The organism is Pseudomonas spartinae (assembly GCF_965197125.1).
GTDB lineage: Bacteria > Pseudomonadota > Gammaproteobacteria > Pseudomonadales > Pseudomonadaceae > Aquipseudomonas > Aquipseudomonas composti_A.
In genome coordinates, this window is sequence record NZ_CBDAMB010000002.1 from 606,107 (window position 1) to 626,063 (window position 19,957).

Below are 19,957 nucleotides of genomic sequence, written 5' to 3' on the forward strand. Positions count from 1 at the left end.
GCGCCCCGATCCGCAGGAGCGGCTTCAGCCGCGAAATTCGCGGATAAATCCGCTCCTGCAAACGCTTGGCAATCCTGCTGCGAGCGATGCTCTAGTCGGCCTGCGCGGGATACCAACGCGGCGTGTAGACCCACTCGCTGCCGTCGGCACGCGGGAAGCGGCGGGTCTGGCTGGAGCCGATGATCACCAGGGTGCGCATGTCGACCATCTCCGGGGTCAGCTCGCCCAGGGTGAGGCTGCGCAGCGCTTCGGCAGGGCGGCCAATATCGCGGCCAAGCACCACCAGCGTCTCGGGCGTACGGTGCTGGCGCAGCAAGTCGAGCGCGCGGCCAAGTTGCCAGGGGCGGGACTTGGAGATCGGGTTGTAGAAGGCCATGGCCAGATCCGCTGCGGCGGCATGTTCCAGGCGCTTCTCGATCACCGCCCAGGGCTTGAGGTTGTCGGACAGGGAGATCAGGCAGAAGTCGTGGCCCAGCGGTGCGCCAGCCTTGGCGGCTGTGGCCAGTGCGGCGGAAACGCCCGGCAGTACTTCCAGCTCGACGCCGTGCCAGGCCTCGTTCTGCGGGCTTTCCAGCGCCTCCATCACCGCCGCGGCCATGGCGAACACGCCAGGGTCGCCCGAGGAGATCATCACCACCCGGCGTCCGCTGGCGGCCAGTTCGAAGGCGTGGGCAGCGCGCTGCAGCTCTTCGCGGTTGTCGCTGGGGTGCAGGCACTGGTCGGCGCGTAGCGGGCCGGCCATCTTCACGTAGGTGTCGTAGCCGAGCAGGTCCTCGGCCTCGTCGAGGGCGCGGCGCACGGCGGGGGTCATGTGCTCGGCGGCGCCAGGGCCGAGGCCGACCACGCTGAGGCGGCCACGGCGCTGGCCGAGGCGCTCGATATCCAGAGGCTGTTCGCTCAACAGCAGGCGCAGGCCGTCACCGCTGTGCAGTTCGGCCGGTAGCTCGGCGCTGCTGTGGATAAAGCGCAGCGGCAGCTTCAGCTCAACTGCAGCGGCGTGCAACTCCGCGTTGGCCATCCAGGCTTTGTCCGCGAGCAGGCAGGCCAGCGCTTGCGGTGCAAGATTGGCAGCGCTCAGCGCCTGTTGCAGGCGCGCAGGCAGGTCGGCGCCGGGGCGTTCGATCAGGGCGGCGGCGCAGCGCGGGTGGATCAGCAGTTCGTCGGGTTGCGCCGGGCGCGCCTGCGCGGTGATGTGGATAACCCGGCTGGCGGCGTTATCCACAGGCAGTTGCGCGTTCTCCAGCCAGGGTGCCTGGCCTTCGATGCGTACCGTTTCGCCGCCGAGCAGGTCGCTGACGAAGCGCTTGCCCTGCTGCAGGTCGGCCAGGGCGTAGCCGGCCGGCGGCTCCAGCAGGCAGGTACCGAAGCGCAACTCGCCGCTGGTGGTGATGGCGGGTGTGACGCCCAGGTGTGCAGCGATTTCGCGGGCCAGGCGGTTGACCCCGGCCAGGCCGCCGAGCAGCGGCACCACAGCGCTGCCGTCTTCGGCCAGGGCCAGTACCGGTGGCTCGGCGCCTTTTTCCGCCAGCAGTGCGGCGAGGCTGCGGATGACGATGCCGGCAGCGCACAGCACGACAAGCGGTTGGCCTGCGCGGTATAGCGCGCGCAGGTGCTCGCCGAACTCCTCGTAGTGACGCTCGGCGCCATCGGCGCGCCCGCGCAGGCCGTGGATCACAGCCTGTGGATAAAGCGCCTTGAGGCGTTGTGCAGTGGCCAGTGCGCTGGCGCCGAGGATGACGATGTTCATGCGGTAAATCCTGTAGCCCCGATGCAATCCGGGGAATGGGGCGCGATCCGTGGGAGGCGCTTCAGCGGCGACTGTCGCCTCCAATGATGCCCCCGCAATGATTGCGTAGGGCGCGTGGTGACGGGGTTTCATTCACCCGGTGAGCTGTAGGAGCGGCTGGGCGGTATTCCGCTTCAGCCGCGAAAGCGCTTCGCGGCTGAAGCCGCTCCCACAAGGAACCAATCACCCCCGCCACTTCTGGCCGGGCACCAGAATCATGGAAAAGTACGGCGAATCCATCGGCTCCACTTCGTCCAGCGCCACGATCTTCTGGCTGGCCATGGTCGCGCGTTCGACGTAGTGGGCGCGGTCGTCCAGGCCGAGCTTGCGCAGCACCCGGCGCACCTTGTCGAAGTTGCGCCCGAGCTTCATCACCACGGCCGCTTCGGCGTCGCGCAGACGCTGTTCCAGCTCGTCTTCCGGCAGCACGCCGGAGAGCACGCTCAAGGATTGATTGCGATACACCAGCGGCGTGCCGAGCACCGAGGCGCAGCCGAGCATGGAGCACACGCCGGGCACCACCTCCACTTCGTAGCGGTCGGCCAGGCGGTCGTGCAGGTACATGTAGGAGCCATAGAAGAATGGGTCGCCCTCGCAGATCACCGCCACATCCTGGCCGGCCTCGAGCAACTGGGCGATCTGCTGCGCGCAGGTGTCGTAGAAGTCGGCGATCACATCTTCGTAGGACAGCGGCGGGGCGAGCTTCTCGGTGGTCACCGGGTAGACCAGCGGCAGGCGCTGCTGGGCATCGCTCAGGTGCGCTTCGATGATGCCGAAGGCATTGCCGCCATGGCCGGCGTTGTGTTTCGCCTTGGCCACGAAGTAGGCCACCACCGGGGCGCCTTTGAGCAGGCGCAGGGCCTTGAGGGTGAGCAGCTCGGGGTCACCGGGACCGACGCCGAGGCCAAGCAGACGACCGGCCATCATTCCACCTCCGAAGCCAGGGCGTTGACCGCGGCCACCGCCATGGCGCTGCCGCCACGACGGCCCCGCACGATCACGTAGGGCACGCCACGGCTGTCTGCGGCCAGGGCGTCCTTGGACTCGGCGGCGCCGATAAAGCCCACCGGCATGCCGATGATCAGCGCCGGTTTGGGCGCGCCGGCGTCGAGCATTTCCAGCAGGTAGAACAGCGCGGTGGGCGCGTTGCCGATCACCACCACGCTGCCTTCCAGGTGTTCGCGCCAGTGCTCCAGGGCTACCGCCGAGCGGGTGTTGCCGACCTCACGGGCCAGCTCCGGCACGCCGGCATCGTGCAGGGTGCAGATCACCTGGTTGCCTGCCGGCAGGCGCGGACGGGTGATGCCTTCGGCGACCATGCGCGCATCGCAGAGGATCGGCGCGCCGGCCAGCAGGGCCGCGCGGCCGACGGCGCCGGCACCGGCGGAGAAGCGCAGGTCCTCGACCACGTCGACCATGCCGCAGGCGTGGATCACCCGCACGGCGAGTTTTTCCAGATCGGCGGGGATGCCGTCGAGGTTGGCCTCGGCGCGGATGGTGGCGAAGGAGCGGCGGTAGATTTCCTGGCCGTCGCGGATGTAATCAAGCATCGGAGGTTCCTGCGGGGTGTTGGCGGGCGAACCAGGCGCCGGCCTCGTCGATGGTCATGGCGGGCGCCAGCAGACGGCCGAAACCGGGCGCCTCGGGCGTGCGTTGGTAGAGCTGGTAGTGATCGGGTGTGCTGGCCAGCAGGGTGTAGGGCTGCACGCGCGCGCTGGCGCAACTGCGCGGGCAGGCGCTGAGGTGCACCTGCGGGCGCGCGCCGTTCTCGCGCAGGCGCTCGGCCAGGTGCAGGGCGTGGTGTTTGCTGTCGGCCAGGCCGCGCGCGCAGGCCGCCGAGCCGGTGCAGGCGACCAGGCCAAGCAGCGGTTCGTCGGTTTGGGTCAGCAGCCCTAGATCCTCTAGGGCGTTCAGTAATTCGCTGGATTTGGCCTCGGGCACATTGCCCAGCAGCACGCCTTGCCAGGGCGTCAGGCGCAGTTCGCCGTCGCCGTGGTGTTCGCTGAGCCCGGCCAGCGCCAACAGCTGTTCGGCGTGCAGGCGGCCCAGTCGAGCGCCGGCCGCCAACATGCACAGGCCCTGCTGCGCCTGTGGATAAACCCCCGCCGGCGCACGTGCGGTGCTCTCGGCCGGCTGCCAGTTGGCCGGGGCCGCTTGCAGCGCAAAGCTCAGGCGCGCCTGCAGGCGTTGCAGCAGCTCGGCGGCCGGGATCTGCGCCAGCAGTTGGCGCATGCGCGATTGCTCGGGCGTGGCCAGTTCGAGGAACAACAGCAGGAGTTGGCGCACCAGCTCGACGGCCTGCGTCACCTCGATTCGCGCCAGTGGGGCGTCATTCGGGCAGCCGGCCAGGCCCAGCAGCAGGTGCTGGTCGTCCTCGGCAAGCAGCCACAGGTCGTGGGGGTGTTCGCGCATCGCCAGGGCTTCGCCGCCGTCCAGTTGCAGGGCGAACTTGGGCGACAGCGCATACAGCGCCGGAGTGTCCTGCAGCAGGTCGAGCAACTGGCTGGCCAGCGCACGCACGTCCATGCGCGCCTGCGGGTCGAGGCCGGCGGCGGGGCTGAGCATCAGGTTGCGTACGTCATCGGCGGCGGCCACACGCGGGCCGAGGCCGGCGCCGAGCAGGGCGTCGATCAGCGGGCTTTCCTGCCCGGGCAGGACGCCACGAATCTGCAGGTTGCTGCGGTTGGTCAGCTCCAGCACGCCGCCGGTATGACGTCGCGCAGCCTCGGCAATCACCCGCGCCTGCGCGCTACGCAGTACGCCGCCGGGCAGTTTGACTCGGCAGATGCCGCCGTCCAGCGCGGGCACGATGCGCAGCAGGCCGGGGCAGGCGGATGGGCGAACGGACGTGGGCAAAGGGTCACCTGTGGATAACGACGCGGCGACCGAACCAGCGGAATCAACCTGCAGGAAGACTCCATGGCATCGGTACACCCCGCCCGATGTTGGCACTCGCGACCAGCGTTCGTCGGCAGGTCTCCTGGCTGACAGGTCATGATCCGCTGCGCCTTCCCGGTTACCCAGTGGCCGATGGCATTGGACTCGCTGCTTACAGTTGCGGGGGCAGCTCGGTGGCGATCGATGATCGCTCCGGATTCCCTCTTAGGCCCGATTCATGGGGCACCGACGAAGGCTGTATTATGCCCGCTTTGCCCGGAGCGCGGACAGGCGCTCCGTCGGGCCTGTGCGAGGACATTGGATGAAACCCTGGTTGACCCTGGTCGGCATCGGCGAAGACGGTTACCCCGGCCTGGGCAAGGCGGCGCGCCGCGCCCTGCTGGCGGCCACGCGCATCGTCGGCGCGCCGCGCCAGCTGGCGCTGCTGCCGCCGTGCATCAGCGGCGAGCGGGAAACCTGGCCCAGCCCCTTCGACCTTGGGCCGTTGCTGGCAAAGCGCGGCGAGGCGGTGTGCGTGCTGGCCAGTGGCGACCCGATGTTCTATGGCGTCGGCGCCAGCCTGGCGCGCCAGGTGCCGGCCGACGAACTGCTGGTATTGCCGGCGCCGTCCTCGGTGTCGCTGGCGGCGGCGCGCCTGGGCTGGCCGCTGCAGGAGGCGGAGGTGGTGTCCTTGGTCGGTCGGCCGTTGGCCACGCTCAACGGCAAGCTGTTCCCCGGCATGCGCCTGCTGGTATTGAGTGCCGATGGCGATACGCCCGCACAGGTGGCTGAAGTCTTGCGTGCGCGTGGTTTCGGCGCCAGCCGCCTGACTCTGCTGGAGCATCTCGGCGGGCCACAAGAGCGTCGCCTCGATGGCCTGGCCGCGAACTGGGACCTGCCGCGCGCAGCCGACCTCAACCTGCTGGCCGTGGAGTGCCTGGCCGACGCCGGAGCAATGCTGCTGCCGCCGACCTGCGGCCTGCCCGACGATGCCTACCGCCACGACGGCCAACTGACCAAGCGCGACGTACGCGCGGTGACCCTGGCGCGCCTGGCGCCGCTGCCCGGCGAGCTGCTGTGGGATGTCGGCGCCGGTTGCGGCTCCATCGGCATCGAGTGGATGCGCGCACACCCGGCTTGTCGCGCCATCGCCATCGAGGCCAACGATGGGCGCCAGGCGCATATTCGCCATAACCGCGATGCTCTCGGCGTGCCCGCCCTGCAACTGGTCGCCGGGCATGCGCCCGAGGCGCTGGCCGGGCTGCCGGCGCCGGACGCCATCTTCATCGGCGGCGGCGTCACCGTGCCGGGTGTGCTGGAGGCCTGTTGGGCTGCGCTCAAACCCGGTGGGCGCCTGCTGGCCAATGCCGTGACCCTGCAGAGCGAGGCGGCGCTGGTGAGTTTCCGCGAGCAGCAGGGCGGCGAGCTGTTGCGTCTGAGCGTGGCCCAGGCGCAGCCGCTGGGCGGCTTCGACACCTGGCGCGCGGCGCTGCCGATCACCCTGCTGGCGGTGCGCAAGGCATGACGGCGCGCATCCTCCTGCTTGGCGGTACCACCGAGGCACTGCGCCTGGCGCGGCGCCTGGGGCCGGAGACGGTGTACAGCCTGGCTGGTCTCGGGCGGGTGCCGGATGATCTGCCGTGCCGCGTGCGCGTCGGTGGCTTCGGTGGTGCCGAGGGCATGGCGGCGTTTATTGCCGCTGAAGGCATCGAGTTGCTGCTGGACCTGACCCACCCCTACGCCGCGCAGATCAGCCACAACGCCGCCCGCGCTGCCGAGATCACTGGCGTGCCGTGCTGGGCGCTGCGGCGCACGGGCTGGCAGCCTGGCCCCGGTGATGATTGGCGTGAGGTGGATGGCTGGGATGAACTGACCCGCGCGCTGGCGCCGTTCAACAGGCCGTTCTTCACCTCCGGGCGCGAACCGCTGGCGCACCTGCAGGAGATTCCCGCGCACCAGCACTGGACGGTGCGTTGCCTGCAGGCCGAGGCGGCGCCGCCCCGCGCCGAGGTGATCGGCGCGCGCGGGCCGTTCGCGCTGGACGAGGAGCGGGCGCTGTTCGCGCGCATCCGCTGCGATGTGCTGATCAGCAAGAACAGCGGCAGCGCTTCCACCGAGCCCAAGCTGCAGGTGGCCCGTGAGCTTGGATTGCCGGTGTTGCTGCTGCGCCGTCCCGCCTTGCCGACAGTGGCGCAGGAGTTTGGCGAGCTGGAGGCGCTGTGCCAGGCGCTTCAGTGCTGACGCTGAACGTGTCCGGGTGAAATCAGCTCAGGTGCCCGACTTTGAACGCTGCGTGCAGGTCGACCGTCGGCGTGGGGGCGAAGCACTGCCTGTCGAATATGCCGTTGAGATGCTTGACCAGCACCTGCCCGGCGAGGGCGCTGTCACCCGCTTGCAGAGCGGCGATCAGCGCCAGGTGTTCCTCGCAGGTGCGTGCCGAATACACCGGGCTGCGGCTCAGGGCGATATTCAGCGCGGCGCGCGACAGCAAGCCGCGAAGAAACTCCAGTAGCAGCGTGTTGCCGGCGAGCTCCGCCAGCCTCAGGTGAAACTCGCCGGCCTGCTCGATCAGGCCGGCGCCATCGCCACTGGCCAGGCAGGCGCGCTGGTTCTCCACCAGGCTGTGCAGCTCGTGCAGGCGTGCGTCCGCCGGACGCGTGCCGAGCAGGCGGATGACTTCGGACTCGACCAGAATGCGTGCCTCCAGCACCTGCCGGGCCTGCTGCTCATTGGGCCGGCTGATCTGGGCGATCTGTCGCGGCTCCAGCGTCACCGCGCCTTCCTCGGCCAGCCGGGTCAGGGCCCGTTGCACCGTCCAGCCGCTGACCCCGAAGATGCGCCCGAGGGTGTTCTTGTCCAGTTTGGCGGTGGGCGTCAGGCGTCGGTCGAGGATCGCCGCGTAGATGCTCTGGTAGATGAAATGGCTGGTGGGTTTGCCACCGCCGCCGCTCGTGCGGCGGGTTGGCTGATCGGCAAGACTCATGATCACACCTGTCGATGGGGTCGGAACTGCGGGCCGCTGCCAGGCGAGCCTGGTGGCGTGGGGCTCAGGCCAGGGGCACGCGGAGGTTGATGTTGAGGCGGGTGCCTTCGTTGAGGATGTGCTGGCGCATCGCCTGGCTGGCCTGCTCGCTGTCCTGGCGGCGAATGGCGCGCAGGATCGCCTCGTGTTCCTGAAGGATGTCCTCGGCATAGTCCGGGTTGTGGCGGATCAACTGGTCGCTCTGTTCCAGCGCACCGCCGATCTGCCTGGCAACGCTGAGGAAGATCGGGTTGGAGCTGAGCGCCACCAGTTTGCGGTGGAAGCTGGTGTAGGCGCTGGCGAGGGCGCGCATGTCGCCGTCCTCGACCGACTCGCGCATGTCCAGCAGCAACAGGCGCAGCTGGCTCAGCTCGGAACCGTCGAGCGACTGGGCGACCAGGCCAACGATGAACGGCTCCAGTGCGTAGCGCAGTTGCAGCACGTCGGCCATGGTCGCGCTGGGCGGCGCCTGTACCTCGGGCAGCGCGGTGCCCTGGCGCTCCAGCACTATGACACCCTTGCCGGGTAGCGAGCGCACCACGCCCAGGGTTTCCAGGATGGTGATCGCCTCACGCAGGCTGGGGCGGCTGACTTCCATCTGCTCGGCCAGTTCGCGCTGCCCCGGCAGCATTTCGCCGACTGGCCACAGGCCCTGCTCGATGGGCGCGAGCAACTTGCGAACAACCGCATCGACCAGCTTGGATGACGAAAACATGGGGCCTCCCTAAACCGCGAAACGATGAGTGCAGGCATGCGCCCAGGCAGGGCCATGCTCACCGCCGGCCACTCGTTGTGGCCTGGCGATGAGAGCAGACCGGCCCCGGCTTGTCATCAGCCGCGCGCCTCGCTTTCCTGCGCCATCGCCACACGCGTCAGGCTGGAGTCCCGGGCAGCGCCAGGCGCGCTGGCCTCGCCCTTGAGTACCGCATGGGCGCGCTGCAGGTCGATGTCGTTGTCCCAGCGGGCGATGGCCACGGTGGCGGTGCAGTTGCCGATCAGGTTGGTCAGCGCCCGGCCGATGCCCATGAACCAGTCGACCGCCAGCACCAGCACCAGGCCTGCCGCTGGGATCGCCGGCACCGCGGTGAGGGTTGCGGCGAGGATGACCAGGGCCGAACCGGGGATGCCGTGGGCGCCTTTGGAGGTGATCAGCGAGACCAGCAGGATGGTGAGCAGGTCGCTCATTGCCAGGTCGGTGCCGGTGGCATGGGCGATGAACACCACCGCCAGGGTCAGGTAAATGGAAAAACCATCTAGGTTGAACGAGTAGCCGGTGGGGATCACCAGGCCGACGGTGGAGCTGCGGATGCCCATGTGCTCGAGCTTGCGCATGATCTGCGGCAGCACGGCGTCGGACGAGGCCGTGCCCATGACGATGGTCAGCTCCTCGCGGAAGTAGCGCAGGAAGGGCACCAGTGGCACCCCGGATAGGCGCAACACGCTGCCCAGGACGATCAGCACGAAGAGGATGCAGGTCACGTAGAACACCGCCACCAGCGCGCCGAGGTGGCTGAGCGAGTCGAGGCCGTACTTGCTGGTGGTGAAGGCCACGGCGCCGAACACGCCGATCGGCGCCAGGCGCACGATCATGCCCATGATGCGGAAGATCACATGGCTGAACTCGTTGATCAGCTTGGCCACGCCGCTGGCCTGCTCGCCCACCAGGTTCAGCGCGCTGCCGAACAGCACGGCGAACAGCAGCACCTGGAGGATGTTGTTCTCGGCGAATGCACCAAGCACCGAGGAGGGGATCAGCCCCATGATGAAGGTCGCGGGGCCGTGCAGCTCCTGGGTGCGGCTGGCATAGAGCGCGGCATCGCTGGTCGACAACTCGTTGAGGTGGAGGTTGGCGCCCGAGCCCAGGCCCAAACCGTAGGCCACCACCAGGCCGAGAAGCAGGGCGAAGGTGGTCAGCACCTCGAAGTAGATCACCGATTTCAGGCCGATGCGGCCCACCTTCTTCAGGTCACCGGCGCCGGAAATGCCGCTGACCACCACGCAGAAGACGATCAGTGCGATCAGCATCTTGATCAGCTTGATGAAGCCATCGCCAAGGGGTTTCAGCTGGGTGGATAGTTCGGGCAGGCTGAGGCCGCATATCACGCCGAGCACCAGGCCTATCACGACTTGCAGGAATAGCGAGCGGGGGAGCAGTTTGCTGAACATCGTCGAGGTCTCCGTTCGGCGCGTCATCCATGCCCTCACGGAGGCCCAGAAGCGAACGCCAGATTGTTTTTATGGTCTTACCGGTCTGACCAGTTCAGGCTAAGCGCAAATTTTCCAACCGACAAGCCCCCCGTCTGGCGCGTCACGCCGACCTGGCGTTGGCCAGATCCGGCGAAATGCCCGCAACAGAGCGTGTGAGTGCAGCTGAAAGACCGCTGGTCAGGGGATTTCAAGCGGCGCTGGCCGTGCTGCAGCTTGGGCCATGGCGAGGCGCGGTTACCCTGCGAAAGCGTTGCGATGACCGGTCAGACCGGATAGCGGAGTCGACGCGTGGAATGCGCTCATCGCGCCGAAGCGGCTAGACTGCCGGCCCGTTCTGGAGACCGTCATGAGCCAAGCCCCCTACGCCCGCATCCTGTTCATCGGCCCCGGCCTTGGTCGTGGTGCTGCAGCTGAGCGCCTACAGCAGCGGATCGAGACGCTGCTGGGCGAGGCGCATCTGCATGACAGTGAGCAGGAGAGTGTCTGGCAGGCCATCGATGAGGCGCCGCGCCCGTTGCTGGTGGTCGATCTGGAACCGCGTGCCGATGCTGCGCACCGTGATTGGCTGCGCGAGCGCATTGCCGAGCGTGGCGACGGGACGCAGGTGTTCGTGGTTTGCACGGCGCTGGAGGACACCTGGCTCGATGGTCTGGGCGCACTGTTGGCGCATCGCAAAGCGCATCTGCCCTGCAGTGACGTGCCGCCCGTGCCGGAACACCACGCCTGGTCGCAGATTCCGCCGCACGCGCAGCGCCTGCTGCTGTGCAACGGCCCGCGCTGCACGCGCAAGGGTGCGCTGGGCCTGTGGAAAACCCTGCGCCAGCGGCTCAAGGCCGCCGGTAAGCTGGAGTGTGAGGGGGGCGTGCACATCACCCGCAGCCAGTGCCAGTTCCCCTGCGATCTGGGGCCGACCGCGAGCCTTTATCCACAGGGCGAGTGGTATGGCATCCAGGATGAAGCGGCGGTGATCCGCCTGGTCGACGAGCGCCTGGTGGCGGGTAAGGCGCTGCCGGAGTTGCGTATCGACGAGCAGGGCAACCGTTAGCAACTCGGATTACGCCTGTGGCAAATCCAGGCTACGAGCAATCGCCGCTAAAGCGCCTCCCACAATTGCCCATGCGCCTTGACTTGAGCGGGGTCGGATGGTCATATCCGCCCCGCTTCAGGTGTCTCACGCCGCCGCGCGTGAGGTGAAACGGGAAGTCGGTTGAAGTCCGACGCTGCCCCCGCAACGGTACGCGAGCGACCGCATCGAAACGCCACTGTGCGCCACGCGCATGGGAAGGCGATGCGTTCATGACCCTCGCAAGCCCGGAGACCGGCCTGGAGTCGTTATTGTCTGGCAACCCGCGGTGGGCGGGCGTTGACTCCAGTAGGGTGCCTCGTGCCCCTGTCTGCTGTTGCGCATTTCCATCGGATTGCCGTGCCTTTTCTCTTTGCGATGGAAGCAATATGGCGCGCCATTTCCGCTACAAGAACCTCACTTCTGCATGCCTGAAAGAAGGGTCAGAGCCCGACTCCGGCTATCTGCGAAACAGAATAATGTTATGTTATAACTATAACATTATCGCACCAGGCCCAGGCCCTGAACGGTCGCTACTGACCGCTGCAAAGCCCGATTGCAAAGCCTCGCAGCGACTCGATGAGCCCCGTCAAAGCCCCGGAATTCTTCACGTGCAGCACCTCATGCGTTTCTGTTCTCTGCCTTTGGCATTGTTGGCTGGCGGTACCGCCATGGCCGATGACTCCGCTGTCGATCTCCCTGCTGTCACCGTCCAGGCGCAAGCCTCGGAGGAGGGCGAGACGACCTTGCACACGCCGACCACGGCAGGCTCGCGCCTCGATCTGTCGGCCCTGCAAACTCCGGCCAGCAGCACCAGCCTGAGCGGCACCACAGTGCGTGAGCGCAACAACCGCAGCGTGCAGGACGCGGTGACCCGCACCCCAGGCATCAGCACCATCGGCACGCCGGGTAACGGCGGCACCGCATTGTCGGCGCGCGGCTTCACCGGCCACTCGGCGACCATGCAGCTGTATGACGGCACTCGCCAGTACGTGGGTGCCGGCACCGTGACCTTTCCGGTGGACACCTGGTCGGTGGCGCGCATCGACGTGCTGCGCGGTCCTGCCTCGGTGCTCTACGGCGAAGGCGCCACCGGTGCGGTGATCAACGTGGTGCCGAAGAAGCCGTTTGCCGGCGAGATCCAGAATCACCTGCGCCTGGGCTATGGCAGCGACGACCGCCGCCAGGCTGCGCTGGACAGCGGCGGTTCGCTGAGCGACGCATTGAGCTATCGCTTCACCCTCAACCAGCAGGCCAGCAACGGCTGGGTCGATCGTGGCGATTCCGACAGCCTGGCGCTGAGTGCCGCGCTGCGCTGGGATGCCAGCGATGACCTGAGCTTCACCCTGTCCCATGATCAGGGCGAGCAGAGCCCGGAGCGCTACCTCGGTACGCCGCTGGTCGATGGCAAGTTCCGCGAAGGCATTCGGGATCGCAACTACAACGTCGCCAACGCCGACATCCACTACAACGACCAGATCACCCGCCTGGTGACCGACTGGCGCATTAGCGACGCGCTGAGCGCCAGCAACCAGCTCTACTACATCAAGACCCAGCGCTACTGGCGCAACAGCGAGGCCTATCGCTGGCAGCCGGGCGATACGGTCGAGCGCAGCGAGTTCTACCGGATCAAACACACCCAGGAGCAGGTCGGCGACCGTCAGACCTTCACCCTGGAGCATCCGCTGTTCGGTCTCGATAGCCGCACGGTGGTGGGCGTGGATTACAACCGCATCCACTTCGCCCGTCAGCACGATTTCGCCAGCAGTTTCAGCGACAGCGTGCCGCTGGCCGGTTCCGGCGGCGGTCAGTACCAGAGTACCGACCCGCTCGGCTACGGTCCGCGTGAACGCAACCTGGCCCGGCAATTCTCGCTGTTCGCCGAGAACCGCACGCAACTGACCGAGCGTCTGTCGCTGGTCACCGGCGTGCGCCGCGATCAGGTGCACATCGACCGCAGCAACCTGGTCGATGACAGCCGCGTCGACCGCAGCCTTACGGGCGACAACTGGCGCGCCGGCCTGGTCTTCGCCCTCACCCCGGAGCTGTCGCTGTATGGCCAGTACGCCACCAGCACCGAAGGGGTGAGCAACCTGCTGACCCTCAACCCGACTCAGCAGCAGTTCGACCTGAGTGAAGCCAAGCAGACCGAGATCGGCCTCAAGCAGCTGTTCTGGGGCGGGCAGGGCGAGTGGACGCTGGCCGCCTATCACATCGTCAAGAACAAGCTGCTCAGTCGCGCCACGCCAACTGCGCCCACCGAGCAGATCGGCCAGCAATCCTCGGATGGCCTGGAAGCCAGTCTGGAGCTGGCGCTGGGTCGTGGCTGGCAGGTCTCGGCCAACGCCGCCTTCGTCCGGGCCGAGTACGACGACTTCGTCGAAGGCGGTGGTGACCGCAGCGGCAATCGTCCGAGCAATGTGCCCAAACGCACCGCCAACCTGTGGCTGAACAAGGATTTTGGCAGGGGCGTGGAGGCTGGCATCGGTGCGCGCTATGTCGATGCCCGCTATGTGAATACGGCCAACACCGCCGAGGTGCCGGGTTACACCGTGGTCGATGCGAATATCGCCTGGCAGGTGCTGTCGGACGTGCGCCTGGGCCTGGAGTTGAATAACCTGTTCGACCGCCAGTACGCCACCAGCGCCAGCAGCGACGGCGAGCAGTGGTACCTGGGCGCGCCGCGTTCGCTGTTCGTCAGCGCGGATTACCGCTTTTGAAGCATCTGAGCTGCGCCGCGTGGGTTACTTGCGCGCGGCAATCGGTCAATGGAGTGTTCCCGTGTCAGTGAGCCTTGCCTCGGGCTGGCCAGCCAGTCCGTCGTCGACGCCCAGCCACCGTAGCGCGGCGCCTGAGCCGCGCCTGCGCATCCGTGACCTGGGCTGGTCGCCGGATGGCCAGCGCGTCTTGCTCGACGCCATCGACCTGGAGATCGGTGACGGCGAGCTGCTCGGTTTGATCGGCCCCAACGGCAGCGGCAAGACCAGCCTGCTGCGCTGCGCCTATCGCTTCCAGCGCCCCTGCAGTGGCAGTGTCGAGCTGGGCGGCGAAGCGCTGTGGCAGCGCCCGCCGCGCTGGAGCGCGCAGCGCGTGGCGGTGGTGCTGCAGGAATTCCCGCAGGACTTCGGCCTGCGCGTGCACGAGGTGGCGGCCATGGGCCGCACGCCGCACAAGGGCCTGTTCGATGGCGACGATGGCGAGGATCAACGCCTGGTCATTGAGGCGCTGGCGCGGGTGGGCTTGAGCGAGCGCGCGCAGCAGGCCTTCGCCCAGCTGTCCGGTGGCGAGAAGCAGCGCGCCTTGCTCGCCCGCGCCCTGGTGCAGCAGCCGCAACTGTTGATTCTCGACGAGCCGACCAACCACCTCGATCCGCGCTACCAGATCGAACTGCTGCGGCAGATCAAATCGCTGGGCCTGGCGACGCTGGCCAGCTTCCACGACCTCAACCTGGCGGCGGCCTTCTGCGACCGCCTCTGCGTGATCGACCAGGGCCGCCTGGTGGCCGTCGGTACGCCCGCCGAAGTGCTGACTGCCGAGCTGCTGCAACAGGTGTTCGGGGTGCAGGCACTGGTCGACACCCATCCACTGGCGGGTTATCCGCGTATTACCTGGATCCTTTGATGAGCCTGTGCCATTCGCGGCTGAAGCCGCTCCTACCCATGCTTTTGCTCTCGGCGCTGTTTTCGGCCAGCCCCGCCTGGGCGGTGACGGTCACCAGTTGCGACCGCCAGGTGACCGTCGAGCAGCCGCCGCAGCGCGCGGTCAGCCATGACGTGAACATGACCGCCATGCTCCTGGCGCTGGGCCTGAAAGAGCGTATGGCCGGCTACACCGGCGTCAGCGGCTGGAAGACCCTCGATCCGAGCATGCGTGAGCAGCTGGGCGGTCTGCCCGAGCTGGCGGCGCGCTACCCGTCGCTGGAGAACCTGCTGGGCGCCGGTACCGACTTCGTCTTCGCCGGCTGGAACTACGGCATGCGCATCGGCGGCGAGATCACGCCGGCCAGCCTGGAGCGCTTCGGCATTCCTGTGTACGAGCTGAGCGAGTCCTGCGCGCATGTCATGCCGGGCCGCGTCGCCAGCCTCGATGATGTCTATACCGATCTGCGCAACCTGGGCCGCATCTTCGCCGTCGAGGATCGCGCCGACGCGCTGGTGCAGGGCATGCAGGCGCGGGTCGCGGCGGTGCAGGCGCGCCTGGGCGAGCAACCGTCGCGGCCACGGGTGTTCGTCTACGACAGCGGCGAAGACCTGCCTTTCAGTGCCGGTCGGCAGGGCATGCCGCAACCGCTGATCGAGGCGGCCGGCGGGCGCAACGTCACGGACGGTGTGGCCGGCAGCTGGATCAAGGTGGGCTGGGAGTCGGTGGTCGAGGAAGATCCCGAGGTCATCCTGATCGTCGACTACGGCGAGCGCACGGCGGCGCAGAAGCGTGACTTCCTCCTCCAGCATCCGGCGCTGCAGGGTGTCACCGCAATCCGCGAGCAGCGCTTCGTGGTGCTGCCCTACCTGGCGGTCACCCCGAGCCTGGACAACGCCGCCGCCATCGAGACGCTGGCCGCCGCGCTGCACCCCGAGGCCTTCGCCCGGTGAGTCGCTATCGCCTGTTGCTGCTTGGGCTGGCCGTGCTGCTGGCGCTGTCCTGCGCCTGGTCGCTGGGTTTCGGTGCGGCGCAGGTGCCGCTCGAACGCGTGCTGGCGATCCTCGGCCAACACCTGTTCGGCATGGTGCCCGAGACGACGCCGAGCGCCGGTCAGGACAGTATCGTCTGGCAACTGCGCGCGCCACGGGTGCTGCTCGGCGCGTTGGTCGGCGCCGGGCTGGCGCTGGTCGGTACGGCGCTGCAGGCGGTGACGCGCAACCCGCTGGCCGACCCGCATCTGCTCGGCGTCAGCTCCGGCGCGGCCTTCGGTGCGGTGATCGTGGTGCTCTATCTGGGGGAATTCGCCGGCCTGCTCAGCCTGCCGCTGGCGGCCTTCGTCGGTGCGCTGGCGAGCATGCTGCTGGTGCTGGCCATCGCCAGCCGGGGCGGGCGGCTGGAGAGCGACCGCCTGCTGCTGGCCGGGGTGGCGGTGTCTTTCGTGATGATGGCGGCGAGCAATCTGCTGCTGTACCTGGGCAACCCGCACGCCGCCAGCTCGGTACTGTTCTGGATGCTCGGCGGCCTTGGCCTGGCGCGCTGGGAGCTGCTCTGGCTGCCGTCGCTGTGCCTGGCGCTGGCCATGACGTTGTTGCTGGGCCTGGGCCGCGCGCTGAACGCGCTGATGGCCGGCGAGCAGAGCGCGGTCAGCCTTGGCCTGGAGCCTCGGCGGGTGCGCCTGCTGGTGTTCGTGGTGGCGTCCTTGCTCACCGGCGTGCTGGTGTCGCTGTCCGGGGCCATCGGTTTCGTCGGCCTGATGCTGCCGCACGTGGCGCGCTTTCTGGTCGGTGCCGAGCACCGCCGCGTGTTGCCGGTGGCGGCGCTGCTCGGGGCCCTGTTCCTGGTCTGGGTCGACGTCGCCGCGCGCACCTGGCTGGCGCCGCAGGACCTGCCCATCGGTATCGTCACTGCCGCCATCGGCGGGGTGTTCTTCGTCGCGTTGCTGCGGCGCCGCTGAGTCGATATTTTTTTTTCAGTCCGGTTGTAACGCCCGTTCACCTCGTCGCTCTAGTTCAATGCCGGCACGCAAAACACCTTAGCCCGGCTAACCCAGATCACCCGAGGATACGCACATGACCATGAAATCCACCGCTGCTGGTGCCGCCATCGCTTTCGCTGCCGCTGCCATGTTCGCTGGCATGTCCGGCACTGTCGTCGCCGCCGAAGAAGCCCAGGTGCATTGCTACGGCGTTACATCCTGCAAAGGCCAGAACGACTGCAAGACCGCCGAGAACAGCTGCAAAGGTCAGGCTGTCTGCAAGGGCCACGGCTTCAAGGCCATGACCAAGGCCGAGTGCGATGCAGCAGGCGGTACTGTCGGCGAGTAATCGAGCCGGGGCAGCCGCCTGGCGGTTGCCCCGCATCAGCGAGCGAGGCGCGAGCGATGAATGCTCAACGCGGCAATCTGGGTTTCGGCCTGGGTTTGCGCAGTACCTACTACCAGGCCATTCTCGAACAGCAGCCGGCGATCGACTGGTTCGAGATCGTCTCGGAAAATTATCTGGTAGCGGGCGGCAAGGCCCTCTACTTCCTCGATGCCATCGGCGAACAATACCCGCTGGTGATGCATGGCGTGTCGCTGTCGATTGGCGGCCCGCATGAGCTGGACCGCGACTACCTGCGCCAGCTCAAGCAACTGGCCGAGCGCGTCCAGCCGGCGTGGATCTCCGATCACCTGTGCTGGAGCCAGGGCAATGCCCATCAGCTGCATGACCTGTTGCCGCTGCCCTACACCGAGGAGAGCCTGCAGCACGTGGCCGCGCGGGTGCGCCAGGTGCAGGACGTGATCGAGCGACCGCTGGTGCTGGAAAACGTCTCCAGCTATCTGCGTTGCGCCGATGATCAGTTCAGCGAATGGCAGTTCCTCGCCGCGCTCAGCGAACTGAGCGGCTGCGAGCTGTTGCTGGACGTCAACAATGTCTACGTCAGTGCACGCAACCATGATTTCGATGCCTGGACCTTTATCAGCAGCCTGCCCAGGCAGCGCATCCGTCAGCTGCATCTGGCCGGCCACAGCGATTACGGCAGCTACCTGATCGACACTCATGATCAGCCAGTCAGCGACCCGGTCTGGCAGCTCTATCAACGTACGCTGCAGCACCTTGGGCCGGTGTCTACGCTGCTCGAACGCGATGATCATTTCCCCGACCTGGATGTGCTGCTCGACGAGCTGAATAGCGCGCGCCGGTTTGCCGCCCAAGCGCTGCAAGGAACCGCCCGATGAGCCTGAGAGACTGGCAGGCGCAGGTGCAGGCCTACCTGCTGAACCCCGATGCCCAGCCCAGCCCGGCTCTGCGAGCCAGCCTGCTGGGCAGCGCCGCGCTGAGTGTCGAACAGGGTCTGGCGATTTACCACAACGCCTACCGCGCACGCTTGCTGGAAGCCTTGCGTGGCGACTATCCGGCAGTGCATGGCTGGCTGGGTGACGAGGAATTCGACGCCCTGGCGCTGGCCTACATCGACGCACACCCCTCGCAGCACTTCAGCCTGCGCTGGCTCGGCGCCGAGCTGGCGGCGTTCATCGATGGTCATCTGATTCCTGCGCAGGCCGCGCCGCTCAGCGAGCTGGCGCGGCTGGAGTGGGCCTTCACCCTGGCCTTCGATGCGCCCGAGGGCCAGCCGCTGAGCCTGGCGCAGATGGCCGAACTGCCCGCCGAGGCGTGGCCGAATCTGCAGGTGCGCCTGCTACCGAGTGTGCAGTGGCTGGTGTGCCGGCATAACAGCCTGGCGCTCTGGCGTGCCTGCAAGGAGCAGGACGACTTCCCCGGCAGCCAGCCGCTGGGGCAGGCGCAGACCTGCCTGATCTGGCGCGAGCATCTGATCACCCGCTATCGCAGTCTGGCCGCCGACGAAGCGGCGGCGTTGCAGGGCATGGCCGTGCAGGGCTGGTGCTTTGCCGAGTTGTGCGCAGAACTGGCGCATCTGGGCGAACAGGCGCCGGTTCAGGCCGTGAGCTGGTTGCGTCAGTGGCTGGCTGACGGCCTGTTGCAGCGGGTCGATGGCGTTCACCCTGACGCCGGCTGACGCACTTCACAGCGCATCCAGGCGCGCCCGCGCTACCCCCTCACCGCTAGTCGCCAGAATCGAACTTGGGCACATTGTTCCGGTCATCCGCTTGAAGTTCGTTTCACCTGACCAGGAGGGATGACCATGCGCGCGCAACTGCCTACTGCACTTCGTGACCTGCAGCTACCGCTGCGCCTGAAACTGTGGGACGGCAAGCAGCTCGATCTGGGGCCGCAACCGCGCGTGACGCTGGTGGTGAAGGACCCCAGCCTGGTCACCCAACTGGCTCACCCCAGCCTGGATGCACTGGGTGCCGCCTATGTCGAAGGCCGCGTCGATCTGGAAGGCCCCATCGAGGCCGCCATCGAAGTGGGCGATGCGCTGAGCACCGCGCTGCTGGGCGACGAGTCCGCGCCCTCGGAGCCTTACAGCGCGCACGACAAGCGCAGCGACGCCGAGGCGATCAGTTACCACTATGACCTGTCCAACGAGTTCTACCGGCTGTGGCTGGATCGCGACATGGTTTACTCCTGCGCCTATTTCGAAAATGGAAAGGAAACCCTGGATCAGGCCCAGCAGGCGAAGATGCGCCACCTGTGCCGCAAGCTGCGCCTGCAGCCTGGCGACAGGCTGCTCGACGTCGGTTGCGGCTGGGGCGGCCTGGCGCGTTTCGCCGCGCGCGAGTTCGACGTCGAGGTCTACGGCATCACCCTCAGCCAGGCGCAGCTGGAGCTGGGACTGCAGTGTGTGGCCGAAGAGGATCTGGAAGCGCACGTGACCCTGGAGTTGCTCGACTACCGCGATCTGCCGCAGGACGGCCGCTTCGACAAGGTGGTCAGCGTCGGCATGTTCGAGCACGTTGGCCACGCCAACCTGGCGCTTTATTGCCAGCGCCTGTTCGGCGCGGCCAGGCCCGGTGGCCTGGTGCTGAACCACGGCATCACCTCGCGCTTCACCGATGGCCGCCCGGTCGGCCGTGGCGCCGGCGAGTTCATCGACCGCTACGTGTTTCCCCAGGGTGAGCTGCCGCACCTGGTGACCATCAGCAAGGCGATCAGCGAGGCCGGGCTGGAGATCGTCGACGTGGAGAGCCTGCGCCTGCACTACGCGCGCACCCTGCAGCTGTGGAGCGAGGGTCTGGAGCGGCAACTGCACAAGGCTGCGCAATGGGTGCCGGAAAAATCCCTGCGTATCTGGCGTCTGTATCTGGCAGGTTGTGCCTACGGCTTCCAGCATGGCTGGATGAACCTGCATCAGATCCTGGCGGTGAAGCCCTACCAGGATGGGCATCATGACCTGCCCTGGACGCGCGCCGACCTTTACCCATGATGGAGTAACATGCGCCTCGTCTTGATTT

General features: G+C 67.4%; 18 protein-coding genes and 2 riboswitches. Of the genes, 11 read left to right on the plus strand and 7 right to left on the minus strand.

The features are described from left to right. Positions 1-91: 91 nt before the first annotated feature. From cobJ to cobG, 4 genes are all read right to left on the minus strand, one after another. A complete protein-coding gene (cobJ, locus tag ACN8M7_RS06640; RefSeq protein ID WP_490260192.1) occupies positions 92-1,747 on the minus strand; it encodes a precorrin-3B C(17)-methyltransferase in 1,656 nt (551 codons plus the stop codon). Positions 1,748-1,969: 222 nt separating this feature from the next. Continuing rightward, on the minus strand, positions 1,970-2,713 hold the full coding sequence (locus ACN8M7_RS06645) for a precorrin-2 C(20)-methyltransferase (RefSeq protein ID WP_490260193.1): 744 nt from the start codon (positions 2,711-2,713) through the stop codon (positions 1,970-1,972). After that, positions 2,710-3,336: a precorrin-8X methylmutase gene (locus tag ACN8M7_RS06650; RefSeq protein WP_490260194.1), complete on the minus strand. Its 627-nt coding sequence runs from the start codon at positions 3,334-3,336 to the stop codon at positions 2,710-2,712. The genes ACN8M7_RS06645 and ACN8M7_RS06650 overlap by 4 nt, the downstream gene beginning before the upstream one ends. Beyond that, complete coding sequence (cobG, locus tag ACN8M7_RS06655) at positions 3,329-4,642, minus strand: precorrin-3B synthase (RefSeq protein WP_490260195.1); 1,314 nt, start codon at positions 4,640-4,642, stop codon at positions 3,329-3,331. The genes ACN8M7_RS06650 and cobG overlap by 8 nt, the downstream gene beginning before the upstream one ends. A 97-nt stretch (positions 4,643-4,739) precedes the next feature. Continuing rightward, positions 4,740-4,929: riboswitch (cobalamin riboswitch) on the minus strand. Positions 4,930-4,985: 56 nt separating this feature from the next. Here cobG and cbiE point away from each other — a divergent pair. Next, positions 4,986-6,188 carry a precorrin-6y C5,15-methyltransferase (decarboxylating) subunit CbiE gene (gene cbiE, locus ACN8M7_RS06660; protein WP_490260196.1) on the plus strand — a complete coding sequence of 401 codons (1,203 nt, stop codon included), beginning with the start codon at positions 4,986-4,988 and terminating at the stop codon, positions 6,186-6,188. Next, positions 6,185-6,904, plus strand: a complete 720-nt coding sequence (locus ACN8M7_RS06665; protein ID WP_490260197.1) for a cobalt-precorrin-6A reductase — start codon at positions 6,185-6,187, stop codon at positions 6,902-6,904. Before cbiE ends, ACN8M7_RS06665 begins: the two co-directional genes overlap by 4 nt. Before the next feature lie 22 nt (positions 6,905-6,926). Here ACN8M7_RS06665 and ACN8M7_RS06670 read toward each other — a convergent pair whose 3' ends face one another. The 3 genes from ACN8M7_RS06670 to ACN8M7_RS06680 form a co-directional block, all read right to left on the minus strand. Further along, positions 6,927-7,646, minus strand: coding sequence for a GntR family transcriptional regulator (locus tag ACN8M7_RS06670; protein ID WP_490260198.1), 720 nt, complete (start codon positions 7,644-7,646; stop codon positions 6,927-6,929). Between the two features lie 64 nt (positions 7,647-7,710). Continuing rightward, positions 7,711-8,400 (minus strand): FadR/GntR family transcriptional regulator, encoded by a 690-nt coding sequence (locus ACN8M7_RS06675; protein WP_490260199.1) that lies wholly within the window; start codon positions 8,398-8,400, stop codon positions 7,711-7,713. Positions 8,401-8,516: 116 nt separating this feature from the next. Continuing rightward, positions 8,517-9,878 (minus strand): C4-dicarboxylate transporter DctA, encoded by a 1,362-nt coding sequence (locus ACN8M7_RS06680; RefSeq protein WP_394326849.1) that lies wholly within the window; start codon positions 9,876-9,878, stop codon positions 8,517-8,519. A gap of 361 nt (positions 9,879-10,239) precedes the next feature. Between ACN8M7_RS06680 and ACN8M7_RS06685 the strand changes: the two genes are divergently transcribed. The 9 genes from ACN8M7_RS06685 (at position 10,240) to cfaB (ending at position 19,929) form a co-directional block, all read left to right on the plus strand. Next, a complete protein-coding gene (locus ACN8M7_RS06685) occupies positions 10,240-10,938 on the plus strand; it encodes a (2Fe-2S) ferredoxin domain-containing protein (RefSeq protein ID WP_490260200.1) in 699 nt (232 codons plus the stop codon). Positions 10,939-11,040: 102 nt separating this feature from the next. Further along, a riboswitch (cobalamin riboswitch) is annotated at positions 11,041-11,234 on the plus strand. Positions 11,235-11,579: 345 nt separating this feature from the next. Beyond that, positions 11,580-13,676 carry a TonB-dependent receptor gene (locus ACN8M7_RS06690; RefSeq protein ID WP_490260201.1) on the plus strand — a complete coding sequence of 699 codons (2,097 nt, stop codon included), beginning with the start codon at positions 11,580-11,582 and terminating at the stop codon, positions 13,674-13,676. 142 nt (positions 13,677-13,818) lie between these two features. Further along, positions 13,819-14,577 (plus strand): ABC transporter ATP-binding protein, encoded by a 759-nt coding sequence (locus ACN8M7_RS06695; protein ID WP_061238992.1) that lies wholly within the window; start codon positions 13,819-13,821, stop codon positions 14,575-14,577. After that, positions 14,577-15,548 carry an ABC transporter substrate-binding protein gene (locus tag ACN8M7_RS06700; RefSeq protein ID WP_490260202.1) on the plus strand — a complete coding sequence of 324 codons (972 nt, stop codon included), beginning with the start codon at positions 14,577-14,579 and terminating at the stop codon, positions 15,546-15,548. The genes ACN8M7_RS06695 and ACN8M7_RS06700 overlap by 1 nt, the downstream gene beginning before the upstream one ends. Then, positions 15,545-16,552, plus strand: coding sequence for a FecCD family ABC transporter permease (locus tag ACN8M7_RS06705; protein ID WP_490260203.1), 1,008 nt, complete (start codon positions 15,545-15,547; stop codon positions 16,550-16,552). Before ACN8M7_RS06700 ends, ACN8M7_RS06705 begins: the two co-directional genes overlap by 4 nt. Positions 16,553-16,667: 115 nt before the next feature. Next, the gene (gene bufA2, locus ACN8M7_RS06710; protein ID WP_061238754.1) at positions 16,668-16,922 is read left to right on the plus strand and encodes a BufA2 family periplasmic bufferin-type metallophore; all 255 of its coding nucleotides are present in this window, start codon (positions 16,668-16,670) and stop codon (positions 16,920-16,922) included. A gap of 56 nt (positions 16,923-16,978) precedes the next feature. Next, positions 16,979-17,818 carry an MNIO family bufferin maturase gene (gene bufB / locus ACN8M7_RS06715; RefSeq protein WP_490260204.1) on the plus strand — a complete coding sequence of 280 codons (840 nt, stop codon included), beginning with the start codon at positions 16,979-16,981 and terminating at the stop codon, positions 17,816-17,818. Further along, positions 17,815-18,618: an HvfC/BufC N-terminal domain-containing protein gene (locus ACN8M7_RS06720; protein ID WP_490260205.1), complete on the plus strand. Its 804-nt coding sequence runs from the start codon at positions 17,815-17,817 to the stop codon at positions 18,616-18,618. The genes bufB and ACN8M7_RS06720 overlap by 4 nt, the downstream gene beginning before the upstream one ends. A gap of 126 nt (positions 18,619-18,744) precedes the next feature. Beyond that, complete coding sequence (gene cfaB / locus ACN8M7_RS06725) at positions 18,745-19,929, plus strand: C17 cyclopropane fatty acid synthase CfaB (RefSeq protein ID WP_490260206.1); 1,185 nt, start codon at positions 18,745-18,747, stop codon at positions 19,927-19,929. The last annotated feature ends 28 nt before the right edge of the window (positions 19,930-19,957 follow it).

Bases quoted from the DNA above. Each gene is read 5' to 3' on its own strand.
- ACN8M7_RS06650 (WP_490260194.1), bottom strand. From the start codon at position 3,336: ATGCTTGATTACATCCGCGACGGCCAGGAAATCTACCGCCGCTCCTTC.
- bufA2 (WP_061238754.1), top strand. From the start codon at position 16,668: ATGACCATGAAATCCACCGCTGCTGGTGCCGCCATCGCTTTCGCTGCC.
- ACN8M7_RS06670 (WP_490260198.1), bottom strand. From the start codon at position 7,646: ATGAGTCTTGCCGATCAGCCAACCCGCCGCACGAGCGGCGGCGGTGGC.
- ACN8M7_RS06685 (WP_490260200.1), top strand. From the start codon at position 10,240: ATGAGCCAAGCCCCCTACGCCCGCATCCTGTTCATCGGCCCCGGCCTT.
- bufB (WP_490260204.1), top strand. From the start codon at position 16,979: ATGAATGCTCAACGCGGCAATCTGGGTTTCGGCCTGGGTTTGCGCAGT.
- ACN8M7_RS06720 (WP_490260205.1), top strand. From the start codon at position 17,815: ATGAGCCTGAGAGACTGGCAGGCGCAGGTGCAGGCCTACCTGCTGAAC.
- ACN8M7_RS06675 (WP_490260199.1), bottom strand. From the start codon at position 8,400: ATGTTTTCGTCATCCAAGCTGGTCGATGCGGTTGTTCGCAAGTTGCTC.
- ACN8M7_RS06645 (WP_490260193.1), bottom strand. From the start codon at position 2,713: ATGATGGCCGGTCGTCTGCTTGGCCTCGGCGTCGGTCCCGGTGACCCC.
- ACN8M7_RS06690 (WP_490260201.1), top strand. From the start codon at position 11,580: ATGCGTTTCTGTTCTCTGCCTTTGGCATTGTTGGCTGGCGGTACCGCC.
- ACN8M7_RS06665 (WP_490260197.1), top strand. From the start codon at position 6,185: ATGACGGCGCGCATCCTCCTGCTTGGCGGTACCACCGAGGCACTGCGC.
- cobJ (WP_490260192.1), bottom strand. From the start codon at position 1,747: ATGAACATCGTCATCCTCGGCGCCAGCGCACTGGCCACTGCACAACGC.
- ACN8M7_RS06680 (WP_394326849.1), bottom strand. From the start codon at position 9,878: ATGACGCGCCGAACGGAGACCTCGACGATGTTCAGCAAACTGCTCCCC.
- cfaB (WP_490260206.1), top strand. From the start codon at position 18,745: ATGCGCGCGCAACTGCCTACTGCACTTCGTGACCTGCAGCTACCGCTG.
- ACN8M7_RS06700 (WP_490260202.1), top strand. From the start codon at position 14,577: ATGAGCCTGTGCCATTCGCGGCTGAAGCCGCTCCTACCCATGCTTTTG.
- cbiE (WP_490260196.1), top strand. From the start codon at position 4,986: ATGAAACCCTGGTTGACCCTGGTCGGCATCGGCGAAGACGGTTACCCC.